Genomic DNA, 14,406 nt, shown 5'->3' on the forward strand with positions numbered 1-14,406 from the left:
AAAAAATAAGCCCCGGCATTTGTCAATGCCAGGGCTACAAGATGTTGTGGATACTGTTTTAGTAATCAGTATCTGTAGTGGTCGGACTTGAACGGACCCTGCGGCGTCACGCCGATATACGCAGCCTGCTCGCTGGAAAGCTCCGTCAGCTTCACGCCGAGCTTGGCGAGATGCAGGCGGGCGACCTTCTCGTCGAGGTGCTTCGGCAGAACGTAGACTTCGTTCTTGTACTGGCCGGGCTTGGTGAAAAGCTCGATCTGCGCCAGCGTCTGGTTGGTGAAGGACGCCGACATGACGAAGGACGGATGGCCGGTGGCGTTGCCGAGGTTCAGGAGGCGACCTTCCGACAGCAGGATGATGCGGTTGCCCTTGGCGAACTCGACCATGTCGACCTGCGGCTTGATGTTCGTCCACTTCAGGTTTCGCAGCGCGGCAACTTGGATTTCATTGTCGAAGTGGCCGATATTGCCGACGATCGCCATGTCCTTCATCGCACGCATGTGATCGATGCGGATGACGTCCTTGTTGCCGGTCGTGGTGATGAAGATATCGGCGGTGGAAACGACGTCCTCGAGCTGAACGACTTCATAGCCGTCCATGGCAGCCTGCAGGGCACAGATCGGGTCGACTTCCGTGACCTTGACGCGGGCACCGGCGCCGGAGAGCGAAGCGGCGGAACCCTTGCCGACATCGCCATAGCCGCAGACGACGGCGACCTTGCCGGCCATCATGACGTCGGTGGCGCGGCGGATACCGTCGACCAGCGATTCCTTGCAGCCGTACTTGTTGTCGAACTTCGACTTGGTGACGCTGTCGTTGACGTTGATGGCCGGGAAGGGTAGCAGGCCCTTCTGGCTGAGCTGGTAGAGGCGGTTGACGCCCGTGGTGGTCTCTTCGGTCACGCCCTTGATGGCGTCCCGCTGCTTGGTGAACCAGCCGGGCGTTGCCTGCAGGCGCTTCTTGATCTGCGCGAAGAGGATTTCCTCTTCTTCCGAATGCGGGTTGGAGAGCACGTCCTCACCGGCTTCCGCACGGGCGCCGAGCAGGATGTACATGGTGGCATCGCCGCCATCGTCCAGGATCATGTTGGAAAGACCGCCATCGGCCCACTGGAAGATCTTGTCGGTGTAGGTCCAGTAGTCCTCGAGGCTCTCCCCCTTGACGGCGAAGACCGGAACGCCGGATGCGGCGATGGCGGCGGCGGCATGATCCTGCGTCGAGAAGATGTTGCAGGAGGCCCAGCGCACCTGAGCGCCGAGGGCGACCAGCGTCTCGATGAGAACGGCCGTCTGGATCGTCATGTGCAGCGAACCGGTGATGCGGGCGCCCTTGAGCGGCTGCGCTTCGCCGAATTCGGCGCGGCAGGCCATCAGGCCCGGCATCTCGGTTTCGGCGATTGCGATTTCCTTGCGACCATAGTCGGCAAGGCCGATATCCGCGACGATGTAGTCCTTTTCAGTGCTCATGAAGGTCTCCAGCCTGAACGATGCAGCCGCGCCGCGGGCAGACGCCTCGGCCGAATGCAACAAGAATTGCACGCTGACAAGCGCGTGGATGATGCCGTGTATCAGGCTTCAGGGCGGAAATCAATAATGATATAAAGAAGTCTTTATGTCTTTATATCCACGCGGCGGAGGCGGAAAAGCCTATATTTCCTCGCCGAACTTGTTGGAGACCAACTGGTCGAGCGCTTCGAGCGCCTCGGCGGCCTGGTTGCCGCTTGCCGTGACCAGCACGCTGCAGCCGGGGCTGGCTGCCAGCATCATCAGGCCCATGATCGAAGTTCCGCCGACCGTGGTGCCGTCCTTCGAAACGGTGATCGCGGCGTCGTAGGCTTCGACGGTCTGCACGAATTTCGCCGAGGCACGGGCATGCAGGCCCCGCTTGTTGATGATCAGGAGTTCCCGGGAAAGCTCGGTCATGGGGGCGGTGTTTGCCTCGTTATTTGCCACTGAGCACACGACTGGCCACGTTGATATATTTGCGCCCGGCCTCTGACGCCTCCACCAGAGCCCTTTCCATGTTGTTGTCGCCGCGCACACCCGCGAGCTTGATCAGCATCGGCAGATTGACGCCGGCGATGACCTCGGTGTGGCCGCTATTCATGACGGAGATTGCGAGATTGGAAGGGGTGCCGCCGAACATATCGGTGAGGATGACGACGCCGTGCCCGTCGTCGGCACCGGCAACGGCCTGCAGGATATCCTGCCGCCGCTTGTCCATGTCGTCTTCGGGACCAATGCATACCGTTTCTATGAACTTCTGCGGACCAACGACATGCTCGACAGCATGCCGAAACTCTTCAGCCAGCTTGCCATGAGTGACAAGCACAAGTCCAATCATGATATTACTGCTCCCATCGCATACGCAAACAGATGGCCCATATCGCAATGCAGCAATGTCGTCCACCGTGGGGGGACATCTTGGCGATGAAAAGACGAAGTGCAAGCTTAAAATACAGGATTGCGCGCCCATGCGGACCTAAATGGCCGATTCATCCAAACTCGCGCCGATTTTCGCCATTATTATGGCGAGCGGATTCGCGGAGGTTGCGGCCAGCCGGATCACCGGCAACCGTATGGACGCCGTGATGTCGATCTGCTCGTCCTCCGGTGGCATCCTTTCTGCCGTCGCCGGATCGACAGGGCGGACGGCGAAGTGCATTTCGCCCTCGGAGATGTAAGGCATCCGGACGATGCCAGTGTAGCGGATTTCCATGAGACCCGCGATCGAGGGCGGGCATTTCGCGACGATGGAGCCGTTTTGCTCGCTGATCAGCACCCGGTCGTCGGCCACGAGGTTTGCTGTCAGTCCAAACGGCTTGGCGGCGGCAAGGCAGGAAAAGGCGAGGGTGGATTTGCCGCTGCCGGAGGGGCCGAGAAACAGCAGGCCGGTCTTGCCGATGACGATGGCCGTTGCGTGGATATTGATCGCCTCACCGGTCATCGGTGCGCTCACGCCTGCGTCTTGGCCGGCAGCGACAGAATGAAGCGGGCACCAAGCAGTGTCGAGCCGTCGGTATCGACGATATTCTCGGCGCGCAGCGAGCCGCCATGCGCTTCGGCGATCTGCCGGCTGATCGAAAGGCCGAGGCCGGAATTCTGTCCGAAACCTTCGGATTCGGGCCGGTCGGTGTAGAAGCGTTCGAAGATGCGGTCGATATTTTCGGCCTGAATGCCCGGGCCGTTATCTTCGATATAGATGACGCAACGCGTCCGCGTCCGCGTCAGCCGCACGGTGATCTTGCCGGTTTCCGCCGGGACGAAGGATCGTGCGTTTTCGATGAGATTGGTGACGATCTGGCCGATGCGCAGGTCATGGCCGTCGATGGAGAAGTTCGCTTTATTGCCCGGCTTGCGGTCGACGATATAATCGATCTCGACGGCCTTCTTGCTGTGCCCGACCTGTCTGGAAATATCGATCATGTCGCGCAGCAATACTTCCAGATCGAGCGACTTCGCATCCGAGCGTGCAAGCTCCGCATCGAGGCGCGATGCGTCGGAGATGTCGCTGATCAGGCGGTCGAGGCGGCGAACGTCGTGCTGGATCACGTCCATCAACCGCTTCTTGGAATCGTCGCTCTTGGCGAGCGGCAGCGTTTCGACGGCGCTGCGCAGAGACGTCAGCGGGTTTTTCAGCTCGTGGCTGACGTCGGCGGCAAAACTCTCGATCGCATCGATGCGATCGTAGAGCGCCGATGTCATGTCGCGCAGCGCGATAGACAGATTGCCGATCTCGTCCTGGCGGGCGGAAAAGTCCGGGATTTCCTCGCGCTCCTTCGCCCCGCCGCGCCGCACGCGGATCGCCGCAGCCGAAAGCCGGCGCAGCGGATTGGCGATGGTGGAGGATAAAAGTAGCGACAGCACGACGTTGACCAGCGTCGCCACGCCGAAGACCCGCATGATGGCGAGGCGCTCGGCGTGAACGATCTTATCGATATCGCCGGCCTGCGTGGAGAGCAGCAAGACACCGAGAACGGCGCGGAAGCGCTGGATCGGCACGGCGACCGAAACGATCAGCTCGCCCTTCTCCGTGGTGCGGACAACGGCGCCGCGCACACCGGTCAGCGCATTCATGACCTCTGGATAGATGGAGCCGTCACCGCCGGGCGCTTCCTTATAGACGGGGAGATTTCCCGGCTGCAGCATCTTGTTGAGCAGGCCGCTGAACCAGTCGGACCAGCTCTGCTTCTCGTCTTCGACGGGCGGCAGATCGTAGCGCAGCACCTGGCCGCGCGAATAGAGATGACGGCTGTCGAGCAGCAGGTTCGCATCGGCGTCAAAAATGCGGGCCCGGGTGCGCGTCGGCGAGATCAGCCGCGTCAGCACCGGCGCCACCTTTTCAGGATCGATCGGGAATTCCAGATCTTCGTCGTTCGGAACAGGGGTGATGCTCTGGCCGGCCTGCAGCTCCAGCAGCTTCTGCGGATCGATGGTGATGGAGTTGGTGTCGACCGATGCCGAAGCCGAGACGGCACCGGCGATGATCTCGCCTTGCGTCAGCAGGCTCTCGACGCGGGCGTCGATCAGGCCTTCGCGGAACTGGTTGAGGTAGAGAATGCCGCCGACGAGGACGACGAGCGCGGCCAGATTGAAGAACAGGATGCGCCGCGTCAGGCTTGAGAACACGGCATTGCCGAAGATACGGCGGATCAGCACGAAGGGATGCGTCCAGCGCCGGCGCGCGATTCGAGCGCCGCTCGGGCTTTCCGAGTCGTCTATATCTCTGTCCTGCACCAGCTGTGCCAAGCCAACGGCCCTTTCGAAGAACGGGACCGCCGATCCCGTCCGCATGCTCTTATTCCATCGCGCGCCGTATGGTCCAGTTAACTCTTATGCAGCTTCGCGGAACCGGTAGCCGACGCCATACAGCGTCTCGATCATATCAAAATCGAGATCGACCATCTTGAATTTCTTGCGCAGCCGCTTGATGTGGCTGTCGATCGTGCGGTCGTCGACATAGACCTGCTCGTCATAGGCTGCATCCATCAGCGCGTCGCGGCTCTTGACTACGCCCGGGCGCTGGGCGAGCGAATGCAGGATGAGGAACTCGGTGACGGTGAGCGTCACGGGCTCGCCCTTCCAGGTGCAGGTATGGCGTTCCTGGTCCATGACGAGCTGTCCGCGTTCCAGCGAGCGGGCCTGCTGCGCAGCGCCCGGCTTGGGGGCGGCTGCGCCGCCGGCAGCATTTGCGGCATCACGGGCGGAGGCGCGGCGGAGAACAGCCTTGACGCGTTCGACCAGCAGGCGCTGCGAGAACGGCTTGGTGATGAAGTCGTCGGCACCCATCTTTAAGCCGAACAGCTCGTCGATCTCTTCATCCTTCGAGGTGAGGAAGATCACGGGCAGATCGGATTTCTGCCGCAGGCGGCGCAAGAGCTCCATGCCGTCCATGCGGGGCATCTTGATATCGAAGATCGCCAGTTGCGGCGGCCGTGCCAGCAGGCCGTCCAGCGCCGAGGCTCCGTCCGTATAGGTCTCTACCTTATATCCCTCTGCTTCCAAGGCAATGGAAACGGAAGTCAGGATATTGCGGTCGTCGTCAACGAGCGCGATTGTCAACATGGTGTTCGTCTCCGTCATCAGTGCGCATCTCCCGGATTTGGAATCCAGCCCAGGCGGTCTGCCAGTTCGGTCGGCGGTAACCTGGCGCGCTTATGGGGATAAAGGTGGAACAAATTGTGGCAAAGATAAAGGGGAGGATTGCGGTGAGGAGAAACCCTTGCGCAGGAGTTGTGTGACGTGAGGTCCCGCCTCCCTCTATTCAAACGATTTAAAATTATGAAAATTTATTTAAATCGATTAAATAACTGATATCATTAAATATTTTGTGTTTGGGTCTTGTCCTTTTAAAAGGACCCCTCTACGCTTTAGACAATTCTAACGGCCAAGCCCCTTTGTAGAGGAAAATGTGATGGAGCAATTCGGCGTTCGCAATCCCGCGACTGAACTGGGATCGATCGGCCTCGGAGCCGCTGCCAGTGTACGTTACAACCTCATGGAAGCTCATCTTTACGAAGAGGCGATTCGCCGCCGAGAAGCCGATCTGACCGCCGATGGCGCACTCAGGGCCTTGACCGGCCAGCACACCGGTCGTTCCCCGAAGGACAAGTTCGTGGTGCGTAACGCCACCACCGAAGACCAGATCTGGTGGGACAACAACAAGCCGATGTCGCCCGAGCATTTCGAGCTATTGCATGAGGATATGCTGGCCCATGCCCGCGGCAAGGACCTGTTCGTGCAGGATCTGATCGGCGGCGCCGATGCCGAATACGCTCTGCCGACCCGTGTCGTCACCGAATTCGCCTGGCACTCGCTGTTCATCCGCAATCTGCTGATCCGCCCCGATCGTGCGGCGCTGGAAAGTTTCGTGCCGCAGCTGACGATCATTGATTTGCCGAGCTTCCGCGCCGATCCGGAGCGCCACGGCTGCCGCACCGAAACGGTGATCGCCTGCGATTTCGTCAATGGCATCGTCCTGATCGGCGGCACCTCCTATGCCGGCGAGATGAAGAAATCGGTGTTCACGGCGCTGAACTACATGCTGCCGGAGCGCGGCGTCATGCCGATGCATTGTTCGGCCAATGTCGGGCCTGAAGGCGATGCCGCGATCTTCTTCGGCCTGTCGGGCACGGGCAAGACGACGCTGTCGGCCGATCCGACCCGGACGCTCATCGGCGACGACGAGCACGGCTGGGGCGAGAACGGCATCTTCAACTTCGAAGGCGGCTGCTACGCCAAGACCATCCGTCTTTCGGCCGAGGCCGAGCCGGAAATCTACGCCACGACGCGCCGTTTCGGCACCGTCCTGGAAAATGTCGTGCTCGACGAACACGGCCGGCCGGATCTCGACGATGGCTCGCTGACGGAAAACACCCGCAGCGCCTATCCGCTGCATTTCATCCCGAACGCATCGGAATCCGGCATCACCGGTCATCCGGAGACGATCATCATGCTGACGGCAGACGCTTTCGGCGTCATGCCGCCGATCGCGAAGCTGACGCCGGATCAGGCCATGTACCACTTCCTGTCCGGTTATACCGCCAAGGTCGCCGGCACGGAAAAGGGCGTCGTCGAGCCGGAAGCCACCTTCTCGACCTGCTTCGGCGCTCCCTTCATGCCGCGCCATCCGACGGAATACGGCAATCTGCTCAAGGAGCTGATCGCCCGCCACGGCGCCCGCTGCTGGCTGGTCAACACCGGCTGGACCGGCGGCGCCTACAGCAAGGGAAGCCGCATGCCGATCAAGGCGACGCGTGCGCTGCTCGCGGCCGCCCTGAAGGGCGATCTCGACAATGTCGAATTCCGCATCGATCCGAATTTCGGCTTCGCAGTCCCGGTCGCCGTTGAAGGCGTCGACAGCGCCATCCTCGACCCACGCTCCACCTGGGCCGATGGCGAGGCCTATGATGCGCAGGCCAAGAAGCTGGTTCAGATGTTCGTCACCAATTTCGCGAAGTTCGAGGACCATGTGGACGGCAACGTCCGCGATGCGGCCCCGGGGGTGCCGGTCGCTGCAGAATAATCATCCAGAGCGGGAATGACTCACGTGAAACCCGGCGGCCAGTTCGCCGGGTTTCATTTTATCCGGCAGTGGTTTTCAACTGCGCATCGATGTGGGATAGACAGGCGCGGAGAAAATCATGGCCAGCGAAGCGCTTTACATCAACGACCGGATCACGATTGCCGGCTGGGAGCTGACGGAACAATTCGTTCTGGCGGGCGGTCCCGGCGGTCAGAACGTCAACAAGGTCGCGACCGCAGTCCAGCTTTTCTTCAATGTCCAGAATTCCCCGTCGCTGACCGACCGTGTCAAGGCGAATGCAATCAGGCTTGCCGGCCGACGTGTGTCCAAGGATGGCGTTCTGATGATCGAGGCCAGCCGTTTCCGCAGCCAGGATCGCAATCGCGAGGATGCGCGCGAGCGCCTGAAGGAACTGATCCTCGAAGCCGCCGCTCCGCCGCCGCCGCCGCGCCGGAAGACCAAGCCTACAAAGGGATCGATCGAGCGCCGGCTGAAGGAGAAATCCGGGCGCTCCGAGGTCAAGAAGATGCGCGGCAAGGTCGGCGGCGACTAGGTTTGGTTTTCGGGCTGCGGTTTCGGTTCGGTTGAGTCAAGATGATGATGGTCAGGCGATTTTGATTTTGCCGCACCTATGTGCCTGGCCCCTCATCCTAACCTTCTCCCCGCAACGTGGGGAGAAGGGACCATAGCGCTAAACAGCCAAGCTCTCTGCTCGTGACGGGTTGGTACGGAGCAAGATAGGCCCCCTCGCCCCGCTTGCGGGGAGAGGGTTGGGGTGAGGGCCATGCATGAAGGCGCGGCAATGGCGCACTGACCTGACCAGCGTTGCTCAAAGGGAATATCGATGCTGCTCCCCAACGGAATTCGTCATCTGCCCGGATATCTCGACCGCCCCGCCCAGGAAGCCTTGGTCGATGCGATCCGCGGCATCGTGGCCGAGGCGCCGCTCTACACACCGGTCATGCCGGGCACCGGCAAGGAAATGTCGGTGCGGATGACCAATTGCGGTTCGCTCGGCTGGGTGACGGACAAGGAGCGCGGCTATCGCTATCAGCCGACGCACCCGGTCACCGGCCGTCCATGGCCTGCAATACCATCGCCGTTGCTGGATTTGTGGCGCGGTATAGCAGGCTATGAAAAGCCGCCCGAGGCCTGTCTCGTCAATTTCTACAGCGACGATGCCCGCATGGGCCTGCATCAGGATCGAGACGAACAGGATCTCAAGGCGCCGGTGCTATCGGTCTCGCTGGGAAACACCTGCCTCTTTCGGGTCGGCGGCCTAAACCGCAATGACCGCACGCTATCCTTCAAGCTTGCGAGCGGCGATATCGTCGTTCTCGGCGGCGAGGGCAGGCTGTGCTACCACGGCGTCGATCGCATCTATCCGGCGACATCGACGCTCTTGAAGAACGGCGGCCGGATCAATCTGACGCTCAGGCGCGTCCAGCCCTGAGCCTCAGAGCTTTCTCAGCGCCACCTGCTCGATCAGATGATTCTTGCCCTTCTGCAGGATGAGGTCGGCGCGCGGCCGCGTCGGCAGGATGTTCTGACGCAGGTTCTTCAGATTGATGTTCTTCCAGAGCCCCTCGGCGATCGCCAGCGCCTCTTCCTCGCTGATCGAGGCGTAGCGATGGAAGAAGGAGTTGGGGTCGCGGAACGCCGTCTCACGCAGCCGCATGAAGCGGGCGACGTACCAGTTGTGGATCAGTTCCTCGTCGGCATCGATATAAATCGAGAAGTCGAAGAAATCCGAAACCATCGGCACGATCTTGCCGTCGGCCGGCAAATGCCGCGATTGCAATACGTTGATGCCTTCGAAGATCAGGATGTCCGGGCGATCGACCGTCTTGAATTCGTTCGGCAGCACGTCATAGACGAGGTGCGAATAGGAGGGTGCCTGCACATTCGGCTGGCCGGCCTTGATCGCCGAGAGAAAGCGCAGCAGCGCAGCCGTATCGTAGCTTTCCGGAAAGCCCTTGCGCTGCATCAGGTTTCGACGCTGCAATTCGGCATTCGGATAGAGAAAGCCGTCCGTAGTGACGAGATCGACCTTCGGACTCGACGGCCAGCGGCCCAGCAATTCCTTCAGGATACGGGCGGTCGTGGATTTGCCGACAGCGACGGAGCCGGCGATGCCGATGACGAACGGCGTCTTGGCGATATCGGAGAGGCTGAGGAAGCGGTTGCGCTGCTCGAACAGGATCTGTGAGGATTCCACATGCGAGGACAATAGCCGCGACAGCGACAGATAGATGCGTCGGACTTCATCGAGGTCGATCGGGTCCCCCATCGAGCGCAGCCGCGTCACTTCATCGGCGGTCAGCGTCAGCGGCGTGTCGGCGCGGAATTTCGCCCACTCTTCCGAGGAGAAGAAATAATAGGGCGAATAGGCTTTCGCCTGGAAAATATCGAGCGTTTCGGGCGCTGGGTGGCTCTTGGTCGCTATTGTCATCGCGTTCTTACCGGCTGGCCTTCTCCTGAAGGCCGGATTGGGCGGTGCGCCTTTCGAGCTCACCCATGACATTCTCTACCGGAATGCCGGCAATCTTCAATACGACCATAAGATGATATAGCAGATCGGCGGCCTCATAGGTAAGATTGTCGCGATCGTTGACGATCGCTGCCATCACGGCTTCGATCGCTTCTTCGCCCAGTTTCTTTGCCGCTTTCGGCTGGCCGGCGGCAAAAAGCTTCGCCGTCCAGGATTCGTTTGGCGAGGCCTTGGAGCGCTCCTCGACGATTCGTTCGAGGTCGGAAAGGGTAAATCCGCTCATCGCCGTCTCCTAATCCAGCCGCATGGGGATACCGCGCTCGGCCATGTAGCGCTTTGCCTCGCCCACCGAATAGGTGCCGAAGTGAAAGATGGAGGCGGCGAGTACCGCCGTCGCATGGCCTTCCTTGACGCCGGCGACGAGATCGTCGAGATCGCCGACGCCGCCCGAGGCGATGACGGGCACGCGCACGGCATCGGCGATCGCTCGCGTCAGCTCCAGATCGTAGCCGACCTTGGTGCCGTCGCGATCCATGGAGGTGACGAGCAGTTCGCCGGCACCGCGCTCGACCATCTTGCGGGCAAAATCGACCGCATCGATGCCGGTCGCGTTGCGGCCGCCATGGGTATAGATCTCCCAGGCGCTCAGATTGTCGCCGCCCGGCGCTTCCGTCCGGCGCCGCTTGGCATCGATAGAAACGACGATGCACTGGTTGCCGAATTTATCGGCTGCCTCGGCCACGAAATCGGGATTGTTGACCGCCGCCGAATTGATCGAGACCTTGTCGGCGCCGCAGAGCAGAAGCTTGCGGATATCGGCGATCGTGCGCACGCCGCCGCCGACCGTAACCGGCATGAAGCATTGTTCGGCGGTGCGGGCGACCACGTCGAAGATCGTGTCGCGATTGTCGGAGGAAGCGGTGATATCGAGGAAGCAGAGTTCGTCGGCGCCGGCTGCGTCATAGGCCTTGGCGGCCTCGACGGGATCGCCGGCATCGACGAGATTGACGAAATTGACGCCCTTGACGACGCGGCCGTCCTTGACGTCGAGGCAGGGGATGACGCGGGCTTTCAGGGTCATTGCGCTGCCTCCTTGGCCTGCTTGATCAGGGCCAGTGCCTCTGTCGGATCGATCCGGCCATCATAGAGCGCGCGGCCGGAAATCGCACCTTCCAGTCTGCGGGCATCCGGCTGGATCATGCGCTTGATGTCGTCCAGTGAGGCAAGGCCGCCGGAGGCGATGACGGGTATGGAAACGGCATCGGCCAGTTCCAAGGTCGAGTCCCAGTTGATCCCGGTTAAGATGCCGTCGCGGTCGATATCGGTATAGATGATCGCGGCAACGCCGACGCCTTCGAATTTCTTTGCGAGTTCGATGACGCCGAGTTCAGAAGCCTCGGCCCAGCCCTCGACCGCCACCTTGCCGCCCTTGGCATCGATCCCGACGGCGATGTGGCCCGGAAAACATCTGCAGGCTTCGACGACGAGCGCTGGATCGCGCACGGCAACCGTGCCGAGGATGACGCGGGCGAGGCCGCGCGACAGCCAGTTTTCGATATGGGCGAGCGTGCGGATACCGCCGCCGAGCTGCACCGGATTCTTCGTCGCCTTGAGAATCGCATCGACGGCGGCACCGTTGACGGTCTCGCCGGCGAAGGCGCCGTTGAGATCGACGACATGCAGCCATTCGAAGCCCTGATCTTCAAAGGCCTTGGCCTGGGCAGCGGGATCGGGGTTGTAGACGGTCGCCTGCTCCATGTCGCCGAGCTTGAGGCGCACGCATTGGCCGTCTTTTAGGTCGATAGCGGGAAAAAGAATCATGATGTCTGTCCTTGGAGCGCGAGCCTTACGGCTTCCAGCGCAGAAAATTGGCGATCAGGGCAAGGCCGAGTTTCTGGCTCTTTTCCGGATGGAACTGCGCGCCGACGATGTTGTCGCGGCCTACGAAGGCCGTCATCGGCCCGCCGTAGTTCGTCGTCGCGATCACATCGTCACCATGGTCGGCGGCCAGATGGTAGGAATGGACGAAATAGGCATGCAAGCCGTCAGGTCCGGTCTCTATCCCATCGAAGAGAGCGTGCGGGTGGCGGATATCCAGCGTATTCCAGCCGATCTGCGGGATTTTCAGGTTGGGATCGCTGGGCGTCATTTCCTTGACGTCGCCCTTGATCCAGCCGAAACCTTGCGTGATCGTCTTCTCCAGCCCGCGCGACGACATCAGCTGCATGCCGACACAGATGCCGAGGAAGGGGCGGCCCTTGTGTTCCACAACATCGATGATGGCTTCCGCCATGCCGGGCACGGCACTGAGGCCCCGGCGGCAATCGGCATAGGCGCCGACGCCGGGAAGCACGATGCGGTCCGCCGTGGCGACACGCTCGGCATCGTCAGTCAGGTCGATCTCGGCGTCGATCCCCGCTTCACGGGCCGCTCGCTCGAAGGCCTTGGTGGCCGAGCGCAAATTGCCGGAACCATAATCGATAATCGCGACGCGCACGGTCAGCGTCCTCCGTCATAGCCGGGAAGGCCGAAGCTCGGGCCCGGGGGGCTGCTATTTTTGTTGGTGGCCGGAATATTCCAGTTGTTGGAAGGGATATCCCCTTCCGGCTCCTGCTCGACCTGGGAGAAATGGATCTCTTCCGCGGTTGCGAGATCGCGCGCAGAAACGAGGTTTTCGATTTCCCAGCCGCGGTTGATCAGCCGCTGGCCGACCGCATCCGGCCCCTCAAGTCCCGACAGAAGATGAACCCCCAGCCAGATGGCTGCTCCGGCAACGAAAAAGCCCGGCTGCCGTATCAGCTCCAGCGCAATGCCCTGCAGCAGAAAGGCGGCGACGGCATGCAGCCAGAGGCGATGAAAAAGCATCCAGAACGTCGGAAACAGGAACGCCGCCCACGAGAAACCGTCACGGATGAATCGCGTCTCGTCGCGATACCGGTTCGAGATTCCGGATCGGTTCGGCGCTCCGGGCGGCGTCAAAATCAGATAGCTTGCCATTTCCTCAATTCCCAGAACGGGGTCAGGCGAGCGTGCCTTTCGTCGAGGGCACTCGGCCTGCCTGCCGCGGATCGATCTCGGTTGCGGTGCGCAATGCGCGCGCAACGGCCTTGAAGCATGTCTCGGCTATATGGTGATTGTTGGCGCCATAATGATTGAGGATATGCAAGGTGATGCCGGCATTCTGCGCTAAGGCCTGGAAGAATTCGCGCACCAGTTCGGTATCGAAGGTGCCGATCTTCGGCGCGCTGAACGACACGTTCCAGACGAGAAAGGGCCGACCGGACAGATCGACGGCCGCTTTCGTCATCGTCTCGTCCATGGCGAGATCGATCGAGGCATAGCGGGTGATGCCGCGCCGGTCGCCCAGCGCCTTGGCGATCGCCTGGCCGATCGCGATGCCGGTATCCTCGACGGCATGATGATCGTCGACATGCAGGTCGCCCTTGGTGTCGATTTCCATGTCGATCAGCGAATGTCGCGACAGCTGTTCCAGCATATGGTCGAAGAAGCCGACTCCCGTCGAAATCGTCGATTTTCCGCTGCCGTCGATGTTGACGGAAACGGAGACCGAAGTCTCGTTGGTCTTGCGGGAAATGCTTGCCGTGCGGCTCGCTGCGGTCTCTGCCATGGGCTGCTCCATCGGAATACGGCCGTTCCTTATCAGGCGGATCGGGAAATATCCAGAAGTTACGCGCGGGGGCCTATGCGTTTAGCCGGCTCGCGGCGATTATTCGGGCGCGGTTGCCATTTGCAATCGCAAAAACCCCTCTTACATAGGTGCTGACGGGGCCGATAAGCGGCCCGGCAGAAGGCCCGCCGAAATGGGGGCAAACAGGTGTTAAATGACGACAATCGTGACTATTCGCAAGGGTGGCAAGGTGGTGATGGCTGGTGATGGCCAGGTGAGCCTTGGCCAGACCGTGATGAAGGGCAATGCGCGCAAGGTTCGCCGCATCGGCAAGGGCGATGTCATCGCCGGTTTCGCCGGCGCCACCGCCGATGCCTTCACCCTCCTGGAACGCCTTGAAAAGAAGCTCGAACAATATCCCGGCCAGCTGATGCGCGCCGCCGTCGAGCTCGCCAAGGACTGGCGTACCGACAAATATCTGCGCAACCTCGAAGCCATGATGCTGGTTGCCGACAAACAAGTAACGCTCGCCATCACCGGCAACGGCGATGTGCTTGAGCCCGAACATGGCGCCATGGCGATCGGCTCCGGCGGCAATTTCGCCCTCGCCGCCGCACGCGCGCTAATGGACAGCGACAGGTCAGCTGAAGACGTCGCCCGCCGCGCTCTCGATATTGCTGCCGACATCTGCGTCTACACGAACCACAATGTGGTCGTCGAAACGCTCGATGCCGAAGTCTAAGACGTTCCTCTCTTGATAGTT

The 14,406-nt window shown here is 61.0% G+C and carries 17 protein-coding genes; 4 read left to right on the top strand and 13 right to left on the bottom strand.

The features are described 5' to 3' along the window. Nucleotides 1-65 precede the first annotated feature (65 nt). The 6 genes from ahcY to C7U61_RS19220 all read right to left on the bottom strand — a co-directional run bounded on the left by ahcY (nucleotide 66) and on the right by C7U61_RS19220 (nucleotide 5,564). On the bottom strand, nucleotides 66-1,466 hold the full coding sequence (gene ahcY, locus C7U61_RS19195; protein ID WP_106999654.1) for an adenosylhomocysteinase: 1,401 nt from the start codon (nucleotides 1,464-1,466) through the stop codon (nucleotides 66-68). A 180-nt stretch (nucleotides 1,467-1,646) separates the two neighbouring features. Next, a complete protein-coding gene (locus C7U61_RS19200; protein ID WP_106999655.1) occupies nucleotides 1,647-1,922 on the bottom strand; it encodes an HPr family phosphocarrier protein in 276 nt (91 codons plus the stop codon). 19 nt (nucleotides 1,923-1,941) lie between these two features. Continuing rightward, nucleotides 1,942-2,343 carry a PTS sugar transporter subunit IIA gene (locus C7U61_RS19205; protein ID WP_106999656.1) on the bottom strand — a complete coding sequence of 134 codons (402 nt, stop codon included), beginning with the start codon at nucleotides 2,341-2,343 and terminating at the stop codon, nucleotides 1,942-1,944. A gap of 138 nt (nucleotides 2,344-2,481) precedes the next feature. Next, complete coding sequence (locus C7U61_RS19210) at nucleotides 2,482-2,946, bottom strand: HPr kinase/phosphatase C-terminal domain-containing protein (protein WP_106999657.1); 465 nt, start codon at nucleotides 2,944-2,946, stop codon at nucleotides 2,482-2,484. Between the two features lie 8 nt (nucleotides 2,947-2,954). Next, nucleotides 2,955-4,793, bottom strand: a complete 1,839-nt coding sequence (locus C7U61_RS19215; protein WP_106999658.1) for a sensor histidine kinase — start codon at nucleotides 4,791-4,793, stop codon at nucleotides 2,955-2,957. A 39-nt stretch (nucleotides 4,794-4,832) separates the two neighbouring features. Next, a complete protein-coding gene (locus C7U61_RS19220; RefSeq protein ID WP_210202926.1) occupies nucleotides 4,833-5,564 on the bottom strand; it encodes a response regulator transcription factor in 732 nt (243 codons plus the stop codon). A gap of 349 nt (nucleotides 5,565-5,913) precedes the next feature. On the opposite strand from C7U61_RS19220, the gene C7U61_RS19225 reads away from it, so the two are divergent. From C7U61_RS19225 to C7U61_RS19235, 3 genes are all read left to right on the top strand, one after another. Next, nucleotides 5,914-7,524, top strand: a complete 1,611-nt coding sequence (locus C7U61_RS19225) for a phosphoenolpyruvate carboxykinase (protein WP_106999660.1) — start codon at nucleotides 5,914-5,916, stop codon at nucleotides 7,522-7,524. A 118-nt stretch (nucleotides 7,525-7,642) separates the two neighbouring features. Next, complete coding sequence (gene arfB, locus C7U61_RS19230; protein ID WP_106999661.1) at nucleotides 7,643-8,077, top strand: alternative ribosome rescue aminoacyl-tRNA hydrolase ArfB; 435 nt, start codon at nucleotides 7,643-7,645, stop codon at nucleotides 8,075-8,077. 291 nt (nucleotides 8,078-8,368) lie between these two features. Next, nucleotides 8,369-8,977 carry an alpha-ketoglutarate-dependent dioxygenase AlkB gene (locus tag C7U61_RS19235; protein ID WP_106999662.1) on the top strand — a complete coding sequence of 203 codons (609 nt, stop codon included), beginning with the start codon at nucleotides 8,369-8,371 and terminating at the stop codon, nucleotides 8,975-8,977. Nucleotides 8,978-8,980: 3 nt separating this feature from the next. On the opposite strand, the gene coaA is transcribed toward C7U61_RS19235, so the two are convergent. Genes coaA through hisB form a run of 7 tightly spaced genes read right to left on the bottom strand, consistent with a single transcriptional unit; the run spans nucleotide 8,981 to nucleotide 13,643 of the window. Then, complete coding sequence (gene coaA, locus C7U61_RS19240) at nucleotides 8,981-9,976, bottom strand: type I pantothenate kinase (RefSeq protein ID WP_106999663.1); 996 nt, start codon at nucleotides 9,974-9,976, stop codon at nucleotides 8,981-8,983. Nucleotides 9,977-9,983: 7 nt separating this feature from the next. Next, entirely contained in the window at nucleotides 9,984-10,298 is a 315-nt protein-coding gene (locus C7U61_RS19245; RefSeq protein WP_106999664.1) for a phosphoribosyl-ATP diphosphatase, read from the bottom strand. A gap of 9 nt (nucleotides 10,299-10,307) precedes the next feature. Next, nucleotides 10,308-11,096 (bottom strand): imidazole glycerol phosphate synthase subunit HisF, encoded by a 789-nt coding sequence (gene hisF / locus C7U61_RS19250; RefSeq protein WP_106999665.1) that lies wholly within the window; start codon nucleotides 11,094-11,096, stop codon nucleotides 10,308-10,310. Continuing rightward, nucleotides 11,093-11,836 carry a 1-(5-phosphoribosyl)-5-[(5-phosphoribosylamino)methylideneamino]imidazole-4-carboxamide isomerase gene (gene hisA / locus C7U61_RS19255; RefSeq protein WP_106999666.1) on the bottom strand — a complete coding sequence of 248 codons (744 nt, stop codon included), beginning with the start codon at nucleotides 11,834-11,836 and terminating at the stop codon, nucleotides 11,093-11,095. The genes hisF and hisA overlap by 4 nt, the downstream gene beginning before the upstream one ends. A 25-nt stretch (nucleotides 11,837-11,861) precedes the next feature. Continuing rightward, a complete protein-coding gene (gene hisH / locus C7U61_RS19260) occupies nucleotides 11,862-12,512 on the bottom strand; it encodes an imidazole glycerol phosphate synthase subunit HisH (protein WP_106999667.1) in 651 nt (216 codons plus the stop codon). Between the two features lie 2 nt (nucleotides 12,513-12,514). Continuing rightward, nucleotides 12,515-13,012 (bottom strand): DUF2628 domain-containing protein, encoded by a 498-nt coding sequence (locus C7U61_RS19265; RefSeq protein WP_106999668.1) that lies wholly within the window; start codon nucleotides 13,010-13,012, stop codon nucleotides 12,515-12,517. Between the two features lie 22 nt (nucleotides 13,013-13,034). Next, nucleotides 13,035-13,643, bottom strand: coding sequence for an imidazoleglycerol-phosphate dehydratase HisB (gene hisB, locus C7U61_RS19270; protein ID WP_106999690.1), 609 nt, complete (start codon nucleotides 13,641-13,643; stop codon nucleotides 13,035-13,037). 214 nt (nucleotides 13,644-13,857) lie between these two features. Between hisB and hslV the strand changes: the two genes are divergently transcribed. Next, nucleotides 13,858-14,385: an ATP-dependent protease subunit HslV gene (gene hslV / locus C7U61_RS19275; protein ID WP_106999669.1), complete on the top strand. Its 528-nt coding sequence runs from the start codon at nucleotides 13,858-13,860 to the stop codon at nucleotides 14,383-14,385. Nucleotides 14,386-14,406 lie beyond the last annotated feature (21 nt).

This window comes from Rhizobium sp. JAB6, assembly GCF_003024605.1.
Taxonomy (GTDB): Bacteria; Pseudomonadota; Alphaproteobacteria; order Rhizobiales; family Rhizobiaceae; genus Rhizobium.

Bases quoted from the DNA above. Each gene is read 5' to 3' on its own strand.
- C7U61_RS19205 (WP_106999656.1), bottom strand. From the start codon at position 2,343: ATGATTGGACTTGTGCTTGTCACTCATGGCAAGCTGGCTGAAGAGTTT.
- coaA (WP_106999663.1), bottom strand. From the start codon at position 9,976: ATGACAATAGCGACCAAGAGCCACCCAGCGCCCGAAACGCTCGATATT.
- C7U61_RS19215 (WP_106999658.1), bottom strand. From the start codon at position 4,793: ATGCGGACGGGATCGGCGGTCCCGTTCTTCGAAAGGGCCGTTGGCTTG.
- arfB (WP_106999661.1), top strand. From the start codon at position 7,643: ATGGCCAGCGAAGCGCTTTACATCAACGACCGGATCACGATTGCCGGC.
- C7U61_RS19245 (WP_106999664.1), bottom strand. From the start codon at position 10,298: ATGAGCGGATTTACCCTTTCCGACCTCGAACGAATCGTCGAGGAGCGC.
- hisB (WP_106999690.1), bottom strand. From the start codon at position 13,643: ATGGCAGAGACCGCAGCGAGCCGCACGGCAAGCATTTCCCGCAAGACC.
- C7U61_RS19220 (WP_210202926.1), bottom strand. From the start codon at position 5,564: ATGTTGACAATCGCGCTCGTTGACGACGACCGCAATATCCTGACTTCC.
- ahcY (WP_106999654.1), bottom strand. From the start codon at position 1,466: ATGAGCACTGAAAAGGACTACATCGTCGCGGATATCGGCCTTGCCGAC.
- C7U61_RS19235 (WP_106999662.1), top strand. From the start codon at position 8,369: ATGCTGCTCCCCAACGGAATTCGTCATCTGCCCGGATATCTCGACCGC.
- C7U61_RS19200 (WP_106999655.1), bottom strand. From the start codon at position 1,922: ATGACCGAGCTTTCCCGGGAACTCCTGATCATCAACAAGCGGGGCCTG.
- C7U61_RS19210 (WP_106999657.1), bottom strand. From the start codon at position 2,946: ATGACCGGTGAGGCGATCAATATCCACGCAACGGCCATCGTCATCGGC.
- hisF (WP_106999665.1), bottom strand. From the start codon at position 11,096: ATGACCCTGAAAGCCCGCGTCATCCCCTGCCTCGACGTCAAGGACGGC.
- hisA (WP_106999666.1), bottom strand. From the start codon at position 11,836: ATGATTCTTTTTCCCGCTATCGACCTAAAAGACGGCCAATGCGTGCGC.
- C7U61_RS19225 (WP_106999660.1), top strand. From the start codon at position 5,914: ATGGAGCAATTCGGCGTTCGCAATCCCGCGACTGAACTGGGATCGATC.
- C7U61_RS19265 (WP_106999668.1), bottom strand. From the start codon at position 13,012: ATGGCAAGCTATCTGATTTTGACGCCGCCCGGAGCGCCGAACCGATCC.
- hslV (WP_106999669.1), top strand. From the start codon at position 13,858: ATGACGACAATCGTGACTATTCGCAAGGGTGGCAAGGTGGTGATGGCT.